The organism is Bartonella sp. AD328YNZD, from assembly GCF_042196425.1.
Genome location: NZ_JBHIQG010000035.1, coordinates 3,996 through 14,055 on the forward strand (window position 1 = coordinate 3,996; position 10,060 = coordinate 14,055).

7 protein-coding genes, 3 tRNA genes and 1 pseudogene are annotated in these 10,060 nt (G+C 36.7%); 9 read left to right on the forward strand and 2 right to left on the reverse strand.

Annotated features, from left to right (window positions below; translation table 11 throughout):
• Window positions 1-1,063 precede the first annotated feature (1,063 nt).
• Window positions 1,064-2,476 carry a methylenetetrahydrofolate--tRNA-(uracil(54)-C(5))-methyltransferase (FADH(2)-oxidizing) TrmFO gene (trmFO, locus tag ACFIO3_RS03110; RefSeq protein WP_375704095.1) on the reverse strand — a complete coding sequence of 471 codons (1,413 nt, stop codon included), beginning with the start codon at window positions 2,474-2,476 and terminating at the stop codon, window positions 1,064-1,066.
• Between the two features lie 133 nt (window positions 2,477-2,609).
• Between trmFO and ACFIO3_RS03115 the strand changes: the two genes are divergently transcribed.
• The 6 genes from ACFIO3_RS03115 (at window position 2,610) to ACFIO3_RS03140 (ending at window position 8,582) form a co-directional block, all read left to right on the forward strand.
• Window positions 2,610-2,692, forward strand: a tRNA-Leu gene (locus tag ACFIO3_RS03115).
• Between the two features lie 134 nt (window positions 2,693-2,826).
• Window positions 2,827-4,254 carry a trigger factor gene (gene tig / locus ACFIO3_RS03120; protein WP_375606237.1) on the forward strand — a complete coding sequence of 476 codons (1,428 nt, stop codon included), beginning with the start codon at window positions 2,827-2,829 and terminating at the stop codon, window positions 4,252-4,254.
• Between the two features lie 127 nt (window positions 4,255-4,381).
• Entirely contained in the window at window positions 4,382-5,881 is a 1,500-nt protein-coding gene (gene gatB, locus ACFIO3_RS03125; RefSeq protein ID WP_375614943.1) for an Asp-tRNA(Asn)/Glu-tRNA(Gln) amidotransferase subunit GatB, read from the forward strand.
• Window positions 5,882-6,062: 181 nt separating this feature from the next.
• Window positions 6,063-6,461, forward strand: coding sequence for an NADH:ubiquinone oxidoreductase subunit NDUFA12 (locus ACFIO3_RS03130; RefSeq protein WP_375614942.1), 399 nt, complete (start codon window positions 6,063-6,065; stop codon window positions 6,459-6,461).
• 91 nt (window positions 6,462-6,552) lie between these two features.
• Window positions 6,553-6,978, forward strand: a complete 426-nt coding sequence (locus ACFIO3_RS03135; protein ID WP_375610204.1) for a DUF2155 domain-containing protein — start codon at window positions 6,553-6,555, stop codon at window positions 6,976-6,978.
• Window positions 6,979-7,850: 872 nt separating this feature from the next.
• On the forward strand, window positions 7,851-8,582 hold the full coding sequence (locus ACFIO3_RS03140; RefSeq protein WP_375704096.1) for a rhomboid family intramembrane serine protease: 732 nt from the start codon (window positions 7,851-7,853) through the stop codon (window positions 8,580-8,582).
• Here ACFIO3_RS03140 and ACFIO3_RS03145 read toward each other — a convergent pair.
• Window positions 8,579-9,409, reverse strand: coding sequence for a TrmH family RNA methyltransferase (locus tag ACFIO3_RS03145; RefSeq protein ID WP_375614941.1), 831 nt, complete (start codon window positions 9,407-9,409; stop codon window positions 8,579-8,581). The two genes, ACFIO3_RS03140 and ACFIO3_RS03145, sit on opposite strands and share 4 nt — an antisense overlap.
• Before the next feature lie 205 nt (window positions 9,410-9,614).
• On the opposite strand from ACFIO3_RS03145, the gene ACFIO3_RS03150 reads away from it, so the two are divergent.
• From ACFIO3_RS03150 to ACFIO3_RS03160, 3 genes and pseudogenes are all read left to right on the forward strand, one after another.
• Window positions 9,615-9,698: transfer RNA gene (locus ACFIO3_RS03150), tRNA-Tyr, on the forward strand.
• Between the two features lie 31 nt (window positions 9,699-9,729).
• A tRNA-Gly gene (locus tag ACFIO3_RS03155) sits at window positions 9,730-9,803 on the forward strand.
• 181 nt (window positions 9,804-9,984) lie between these two features.
• Window positions 9,985-10,060 (forward strand): annotated as a pseudogene (locus ACFIO3_RS03160) (elongation factor Tu); the annotation flags it as partial.

Sequence of the window (10,060 nt, forward strand, 5' to 3'; positions counted from 1 at the left end):
GTATTTTTCTTATTTATATATTTTGGTATTTTTAAATGATTTTAAATATTGCGTAAAATACCGTAGATTTGGAGTGGGTTGTTTTTAGCCATTTTTAATGGAATAGAGTACTGTATCGTTTATAAAATGTGATGGGAGCTTTTATTATACCTTAAAGTGCTTGATCTTTATTTAAAAATAAAGACCTGTAAATAGTGTAAGACGAAAAGCTCTATGAAGTGTATAAAAGCTATTATATAGCACCATTTTTACGCTTAATAAAAGAGTAAGGGGGGTGTCGTCATGCTATTTTCAGTTCCTATACTGTTGTGACGAGCTTTCAGTATTTGAGATGGATTCACAAGGAGTAGTTTTATTCATTTTTTCATAGTTCTTTATTTACACACTAGCTTCGCTTGCGAAGCACCAAGCGGATGATTTTCATTGTTTTACTATAAGATGAGTTTGAAATAAAAGAATTTTACGATATTCAGGTTTTTCATGCAATATAGAAAGATACAAATTATTATTATAAATCAATTCATTGTAAATTGATAAAGTAGCATCATCATTCTTTTTCGTTTTTAATATTGTGATTTTTCTTAGTGCTTGAAATGAAAGAGAGATTGGACTCTGTCTTAAAATATTTTTTCTTCCTGTCTTTATTTTACTTGTGATATGCAGGCGAGCGTTTTTTTTCATCATACAAGAGTTAAAATGAGAGAATATCACAAATTTTGAGGGAGGAAGTTACAAAACAGAAAAATGACTCTTATAAAATAATATACATTACATAATATAAAAACTATTAGTAAAGATAATACAGTATTAATTGTGTATTTTCCATCTATTTATTTTTTTGATTATTTTGTTTTTAGTCATTAAATCATATTAAATTGTTGATAGCAGTAAAGTTTTTTTATAGCAAAAAGTTATTTTACAGCACCTGCAAAATTGAATAAATGATGAAACGTAGGGTAGTATTTATTGATTGGGGGAGACAGTCTTTAAAAGGCTTTAGAATGATTTTTTCACGAGAGTCATAAAGATCTATTCAGTAGGTGAGAGGCGAATCGTATGTTTTTTATAAACAGAAGCTCTTTGATTCTTTATTTGCTAACCACTGAATACAATCATTGAGGGCTCTTGCTGTTATAATTTGCTTTTTTGCTAATTTTTTTTCTTTACTTGGCAAGCGTTTTTCTGAATGTTTAATAGAAGTAATAGGGGGAAAGAGTCCGAAATTGATATTCATTGGCTGAAAAGATTGTGTTTCTACTTTTTCATCTATGATGTGTCCCCCTGTAATATGATTCAATAGGGCTCCGAATGCTGTAGTTTGTGGGGGTAGGCAAGGACAGTTATGATGATATTCGGCAGCAGCAAAACGTCCAGCAAGAAGCCCTATTGCCGCTGATTCTACATAACCTTCACATCCGGTAATTTGCCCTGCAAAGCGTAGTCGTTTTTTTTGTTTTAAACGAAGGGTTTGATCAAGAATGATTGGCGAGTTGAGGTAGGTATTGCGGTGAAGACCACCAAGACGCGCAAACTCTGCTTTTTCAAGACCGGGAATCGTTCTAAAAATGCGAATTTGTTCACCATATTTCAGTTTTGTTTGAAAGCCGACCATATTATAAAGCGTTCCAAGTTTATTATCTTGGCGTAATTGAACAACAGCATAAGGTTTAACTGTAGGGTTATGGGCATTGGTTAAGCCCATAGGTTTCATAGGTCCATGTCTTAAAGTTTCAAGTCCGCGTTCAGCCATAATTTCAATGGGTAGGCACCCATCAAAATAGGGTGTTTTTTCAAAGTCACGAAACTCTGTTTTGTCGGCATTTTTTAACGCTTGAACGAATGTTTCATACTGTTCTTTATTTAAGGGACAATTAAGGTAATCTTTTCCTGTTCCTTCAGGACCAATTTTATCATAGCGAGATTGATACCAACAAATATTCATATCAATACTATCGGTATGGATAATAGGTGCAATAGCATCAAAAAAAGAGAGCGATTCTGTTCCGGTGATTGCTTGTAATTCTTGAGCAAGTGCAGATGAGGTAAGGGGACCTGTTGCGATGATAACATGTTTCCAAGCTTTAGGAATTTTTTGAACTTCTTCACGTTTGATTGTTATAAGAGGGTGGTTTTCTAGTGCTGTTGTGACGGTTTTTGAAAATCCATCACGGTCAACGGCAAGAGCACTCCCTGCAGGGACTTTATTGGTATCAGCAGCTTTCATAATTAATGATTTCGCTAATCGCATTTCAGCATGGAGAAGTCCTACGGCATTTGTTGATGAATCATCGCAACGAAATGAATTTGAACAAACTAGTTCTGCTAAATGATCGGTTTTATGGGCATCTGATTTTTTTAGGGGTCGCATTTCATGCAAAATAACAGAAATTCCTGACTGAGCAATTTGCCAGCTTGCTTCACACCCTGCAAGGCCGCCACCTATGATATGGATTGGAGTATCAAATGTCTTTAACATAATCGACTTTTAGCGTAAGCAGCCGTGTATGAAAAGCGTAGATTTTGTTTTTTTTAATATATTCGTTTGCTTTTTTTCTGTAATTAATGGTATAGAGACGCCGCTTGTATAAGGTTATTAGCTTGTCAGTTTGGCGGATGTGGCGAAATTGGTAGACGCACCAGATTTAGGTTCTGGCGGGAGACCGTGGGGGTTCGAGTCCCTCCATCCGCACCAAAGCAATCCCTTAAGTGCTACGGATTTCTACGTGTCTGGAATTCCGCTTCATGGTAATGTAACACTCGAAGTGTTAGAATGTAATGATTATTAGAGTGGGCATATCCCTCTCCTTAGAAAAATGAAGGTGTTTAATGCAGGTTACCGAGACGCTTAATGAAGGACTGAAGCGCGAAATTAAGATCGTGGTTCCAGCGAAAGATTTAGAAGAAAAGTTGAATGAACGGTTGGATGATACCAAGGGAAAAATCAAGCTTAATGGTTTTCGTCCGGGTAAAGTGCCTAGTGGGCATTTGCGAAAAATGTATGGTAAATCCTTTATGGCGGAGATTCTCAATGAGATACTCAGTGAGGCGCCTCGTTCTATTTTAGCGGACCGTAATGAACGTGCAGCGATGCAGCCAAAAATTGACATAGATGAAGATGAAAAAATTCTAGATGGCAAGGCTGATTTTACTTTTAGTTTAAAGTATGAAGTTTTACCAAAAATTGACATTAAAGATTTTAAACATATTGAAGTTATCCGTGAAATTGCAACTATCCCTGAACAGGAGATTGATGATCAAGTCAAACGCGTCCTTTCTTCTACACGTAATTATTCCCTAAAAGAGGGGGCTTCTGAAGAAGGTGATCGTATTACCATAGATTATCAAGGTAAGCTTGAAGGCGTTCCATTTGAAGGTGGGACAGATAGTGATTCACAACTGATTCTTGGGTCAAAACAATTTATTCCTGGCTTTGAAGAGCAATTGGTCGGTGTGAAGGCTGGGGATGCAAAAACGATTTCTGTTAAATTTCCTGATAATTACAGTGCGGCACATTTGGCGGGAAGAGAAGCAGAGTTTGATATTACTGTTAAAGCTGTTTTTAAACCAGATGAATTAAAAGTTGATGATGAAGCAGCGCAAAAAGTTGGTTTAGAATCTCTAGATCGTTTACGTGAGGTCATTCGTGAACAGATTGAAAGCCAATATGGTTCAATGACACGTCAAAAAATTAAGCGTCAAATTCTTGATGCTTTAGATGCTGATTATAATTTTGAGATTCCTGAAGAGCTTTTAGAAATTGAGTTTAGCAATATATGGGCTCAGGTTAATGATGATTTGAAAAAGGCTGGGCGCAGTTTTGAAGATGAAGGTATTACAGAAGAAAAGGCAAGGGAGGAATATCGTGTCCTTGCACAGCGTCGTGTTCGACTTGGTTTAGTGCTTTCTGAAATTGGAGTAAAGGTTGGTGTTAAAGTTAGTGAGGATGAGCTAAAGGCAGCTGTTTTTGATCAGGTTCGCCAGTATCCTGGACAAGAGAAAGAAATTATGGATTTTTTCCGTAAGACGCCAGAAGCTGTTGAAAATCTGCGTGCTCCGATTTTTGAAGAAAAGGTCATTGATCATTTATTGGCACAGATAAAAGTCATAGATAAAGAAGTGACGGTTGAAGAGTTGATGAAAGAATATGACGAATCAGATGTTATTGAAAAAAAGCCAGCAAAGAAAAAATCTGCAGTGAAGGAAAAGTCCGCAGAGAAAACATCAGTTAAGAAAAAGGCTCCTAAAAAAGCTTAATATTTATGCAAACAACACAAGCCCGATAAAATCGGGCTTGTGTTGTAAGATTTATATCCTAGGATTGCACTGAGAATGGTTTTAGATAAGCCATGAGTGAATTTTAAATATTGGTAATGGATTGGCAATGAGCATCATTGATACGCGTATTCCTGATTCTAAGCGTTTTATTTCTGGAGTTACAGGTGATTGGGAAGTCATAATTGGCATGGAGGTTCATGCGCAAATCATATCAAATTCGAAACTTTTTTCAGGAGCATCCACCAAATTTGGAGCAGAGCCAAACAATCATGTATCCCTTATTGATGCAGCTATGCCAGGTATGTTGCCTGTTCTTAATCAAGAGTGTGTTCGTCAAGCGATTCGAACGGGGTTAGGATTAAAGGCGCGTATTAATTTAAAATCTGTTTTTGATCGCAAAAATTATTTTTATCCAGATTTACCGCAGGGATATCAGATTTCTCAGTTTCACTATCCCATTGTAGGAGAGGGGAAGATTATCATATCTGTTGGTCCAGATTCGAATGGCCAATTTGAGGATATAGAAGTGGGAATTGAGAGGTTGCATCTTGAACAGGATGCTGGAAAATCGATGCACGACCAACATCCAACGATGTCTTTTGTGGATCTTAATCGTTCTGGTGTTGCTCTTATGGAAATTGTTTCCAAGCCTGATATGCGCTCATCAGATGAAGCCAAAGCCTATATGACAAAATTGCGTACAATTGTTCGTTATTTGGGCACCTGCGATGGTAATATGGATGAAGGTTCTATGCGTGCGGATGTCAATGTATCCGTTCGTCGTCCTGGTGAAAAGTTTGGAACGCGTTGTGAAATCAAAAATGTTAATTCTATTCGCTTTATTGGCCAAGCAATTGAGTATGAAGCGCGTCGTCAGATCGCAATTTTAGAAGATGGAGGCGTCATAGATCAAGAGACTCGGCTTTTTGATGCCGCTAAAGGTGAAACGCGCTCTATGCGCTCAAAGGAAGAAGCGCATGACTATCGTTATTTTCCTGATCCTGATCTTTTACCATTAGAATTTGATCAAGCATTTGTAGATGCTTTGGCAGCAGACTTACCAGAGTTACCTGACGCTATAAAAGCACGTTTTGTTAAGGAAATGGGATTGACAGTGTATGATGCTTCCATTCTTGTGACAGAAAAGGCTATTGCTGATTATTTTGAAGAAGTAGCGCGTGGGCGTGATGGAAAAATAGTTGCCAATTGGGTGATTAACGACCTTTTAGGGGCTTTAAATAAAAATAATCGTGAGATTGAAGAGTCACCAGTATCGCCAAATCAATTAGGAAGCATTATTGATCTTATAAAAGAAGGAGTTATTTCTGGAAAAATTGCCAAAGATCTTTTTGAGATTATTTGGAATGAGGGGGGAGATGCACGCCAAATTGTAGAAGAGCGAAATATGAAGCAGGTAACGGATACAATGGCTATTGAAAGAGCTGTTGATGAGATCGTTGCCAATAATTCTGATAAAGTTGCGCAAGCAAAGCACAAACCTGCTTTAGCTAGTTGGTTTGTTGGACAGGTAATGAAAGCAACAGGTGGTAAGGCAAATCCCCAAGCTGTTAATGAATTGGTTAAGATGAAACTTGGCATAGATTAAATTTTATGGGGTGGAGAAGAAGCCATACATATGATATCTTCTTGAAATTAAAGGATAGCACGTTAACCTATCAATTGGAATTGTAGTTGAATTTACTAGTAACTTTTTCGATAATTTCAATCGTTAATAATTTTATTCAAACGATTAATTTCATGAGCGCACTAAATGAATGGAATAGCAGATGGCTCGTTTTTTAAAGCAAATCTTCACATGGTGGAATGGAAATACCATTGGTACGCGTTTTTTCACATGGCGCAAAGGTAAGCGGATAGGGGAAGATCAGTTTGGAAATATATATTATGAAGGAGGACTTCATAAGGATGGTTATCCGCATCGTTGGGTTATCTATAAAGACTATTCTGAGGCCTCTACTATTCCACCAGGTTGGCACGGCTGGATTCATCATCGCTGTGAGTGTCCACCAACACAAGAGGATTATCATCCTTATGAATGGGAAAAGCCTCATGTTGCAAATATGACAGGAACAAGTGAGGGCTATCGACCAAAGGGGGCTATCACTTTCAATGGAGAGCATTCTTGTGTGCATGAAGATTATGATTCTTGGTCACCTAAAAAATAACATGTTTTTTAATGTACGTGTGTATTTTTGTCTTATTTGACTCTATGTTATGAAAAGAATTATTTTTTAAGGTGCGATTGATTTTGATATGATGAGATTTTTTTTATTGTTAGGGGTGAGGCATTTTATATATATTTTTTTTATGGGAATTTTAGTGTTTTTATCCTTAAATAATGGAGTGCGGGCTGAGCGTATTAGCAATGGAATTGCTGTTTTTGCAGGTCTTGACAAAATCACGGGACGGACCACACGTTTTGAAGTTACTCTTGGTAAAATTTATCAGTACGGCGCATTACAGGTAACACCACGTGCATGTTATACGAGTTCTAAAGATGAACCCACGCGTACAACTGGTTTTGTTGAAGTCAATGAAGTAACATTAGATAAAAAAATACGGCGTATTTTTACAGGATGGATGTTTGCAGATAGTCCTGGTTTGAACGCTGTTGAGCATCCTATTTATGATGTGTGGTTAAAGGATTGCAAGCAGAGTTCTCAAGATCGTTCTCTTCAATAATTAGTGTGTTATCTATTTATAATACATTGATTTATAATAGTCCTTTATCATTTTACAACTTAATAGCAAATTCCTATGATTACCTCATTTAATTTTTTATATTAAATAATCCAAACTATTCTCTTGCGCGTTACAAGTGGCGGATGTGTCAATAAGACTGTCTGAGAAAGGAATAAAAAATTCCGTCATGAACTGTTTAAATTCAAAGATGCATCATTAGAATCAACATATTTTTTCAGTGTTTCATAAGAGATAGTTCTTGAATTATATCTGTTAAAGGTTGAAATGAAAGGCTTGTTTATATTTGTTAAAGAGATGAACTGACGCTTTTGCATGTATGAGGGAAACAGACTATCAAGTAAGTAATTCATCATGAAACACCAATTATTATATCTAGAGAACGCTGTATTGGTATTTTTTCTCATAGAGATGTCGTTTTTCGTTCAAAGCGTAGAAGCAATGCAGGCCATATTAATGGAAAAATTGAGATTTAAGATTCTTTAAAGTTTATCAATCGAGGTATAGCTTGTTTAAGAAATGCAATAATCAATATATTTCTAGTAAGAAAAGAATGTTTATATATTTTTATTATACACCACCTCATAAGTGAGTTTGTCTATTCGTAAGTTCTTGTATATTGCATGGTAATTTCACATTTAAGTAAGCAGGATACCACTAAATTTGTAAATCATATTCTTGATATCCATACTTTTTAAAATCTTTTGTATAAAATACACGTGTTTTCATGTAGAGCTATTGAAAATTTAAAAAGGGGCTTCGGAGGCGTTGAGAAGATTCTGCATCACTGGGAATGGTATATTTATTTTGTATAAAGAATAACCCATTTTCTAAAAAATACGAGATTTTATACAATGAAAGTTTCTAGTCACCAACATAATGATGTTTCCCGATTGTCGAAACAACCTAAAGAACCCTTATTGAATGTTCCATTTATTATAGTTGTTTTGATAGCATTTTGTTTTTGTCTTTATTGCATTTCTCAGTATTTTTTTTCTCATCATGTTTATGTTGAAAGCCTTGAGTTTTTTTCATTTATACCAGCATTGTTTAAGAAGCATCCTGTAGCATTTTGTTATACCATGGTAAGTTATTCATTTATGCATAGTAGTTTTAAACATGTTGCTCTTAATATGGTTTGGCTTTTGGTTTTCGGCTCTCCTTTAGCAAGGCATTTTGGTGTTTTACGTTTTTTAATTTTTTGGGTGTTAACGGCAGTTATTTCTGTTTTGACTTATTTTACATTTCATCAAGAAAGTACCATATCACTTATTGGGGCGTCAGGTGCCGTATCTGGAATGATGGGTGCTATTGCACGTTACGGTTTTCCTAGTGGTAATCTAGCTGTCAATGCGCAGAACGAAAAACTTTTGGGACCTTTATTGTCTGTCAAAAAAGCTCTGTGTTCTAAGGGGGTTCTTGTTTATATGAGTGTATGGCTGACGACTGATTTTATCATAGGTATTTCTTCTATTTTGTTTGAAGAAAATGGCATCTCAATAGCATGGGAAGCTCATATTGGCGGATTTCTTGCGGGTTTTTTGTTGGTTGGTTTTTTTGATGTTTCACAAAAAATTAAAAACTAGAATCTAAGATATTGATGTGCCACATAAAGAGCTATTGTTGCTGCATTTGAAACATTTAATGATTTAATATGTCCAGGCATATCAAGGCGTGTTAAAGCGCAAACGGTTTCGCGTGTTTTTTTACGCAAGCCTTTACCTTCTGCTCCTAAAACAAGAGCAATTTTATTTCCTTTTAATGCTGTTTCTAGAGGTTGTTCACCTTCTGAATCGAGACCAAAGCTTGTGAAACCTGTTTGATGAAGTTCTTGAAGAGCTTCAGCAAGGTTTCGTACGGTAATATAATGAATCATTTCCAGAGCTCCAGATGCTGCTTTCGCAAGAACACCGCTTTCGTGGGGAGAGTGACGGCAAGTTGTAATAAGTGCTTTAGCTTTCAATGCGACTGCAGAGCGCATAATAGCGCCAACATTATGTGGATCGGTAATTTGATCCATGACAATGACCAGATCAGTATTGGTTAGTTCCGACAGTTTGCATGGTTTGAGGGGGAGAGTTTCCAACACAACACCTTGATGAACTGCTTCACTTCCAACAAGCGAATCAAGATATTTGGGCGTGCATAATGTAACAGAGCAAGGATAATCTGATTCGGATATATTTAATCGTTTTAAGGCATTTTGTGTAACGTAAAGACATTTTAAAATTCTTTTTGGGTTTTCTAAAGCAGCCTGAACAGAATGAATGCCATAAAGATGGATGATCTCTTGCTGTAAAGAAGCAGCTTTCTTCTTTGGGTGTGTAAAAGATCGAGAAGGAGAGCCTTTTGTATCGCGATATCGGCGACGCAAACGAGCATAATGAGAATTTTGTGATGTTTTTTCTTTCATAGCTTCTTTATAACGTGTTAATAAGAAAAATAGAGAGAAAAAATCTATGATTTAAAATTATGAGCAGGAAATTTGTACAGAATTGTATTTATTCTGTTGACAGATACAATAGTAATCGTCATAACCACTTCGCAATCAGATTGAATTGAATGGGTATTCAAGATGGTTGTCGTGATGTCTCATTGCGCGACTTTATCGGTGTAATGGAGGGGTGCCCGAGTGGTTAAAGGGGGCGGACTGTAAATCCGTTGCGTATGCTACGTTGGTTCGAATCCAACCCCCTCCACCATTCATCGAAGGAGAGTTAGTACGTGGGTCATGCGGGTATAGCTCAATGGTAGAGCAGCAGCCTTCCAAGCTGAATATGCGGGTTCGATTCCCGCTACCCGCTCCAAATGGTTGTTGATGATTGGGCAAATAGGTATGATGGAGGATATTCCATTTATAGATTTGGTGGGGTTTTCCGTCTAAGAGTTGTGGTGATTGGGCTGTTTACAGTCTGGTCAGACTTAAGTTTTGCAGAACTGTCCCTAGGTGCTAATAAAAATAGGGAATAAAACAAGAGATTAATAGCAATGGCGAAGAGCAAGTTTGAACGAACAAAACCGCATGTTAATATTGGTACGATTGGTCACGTTGATCATGGGAAGA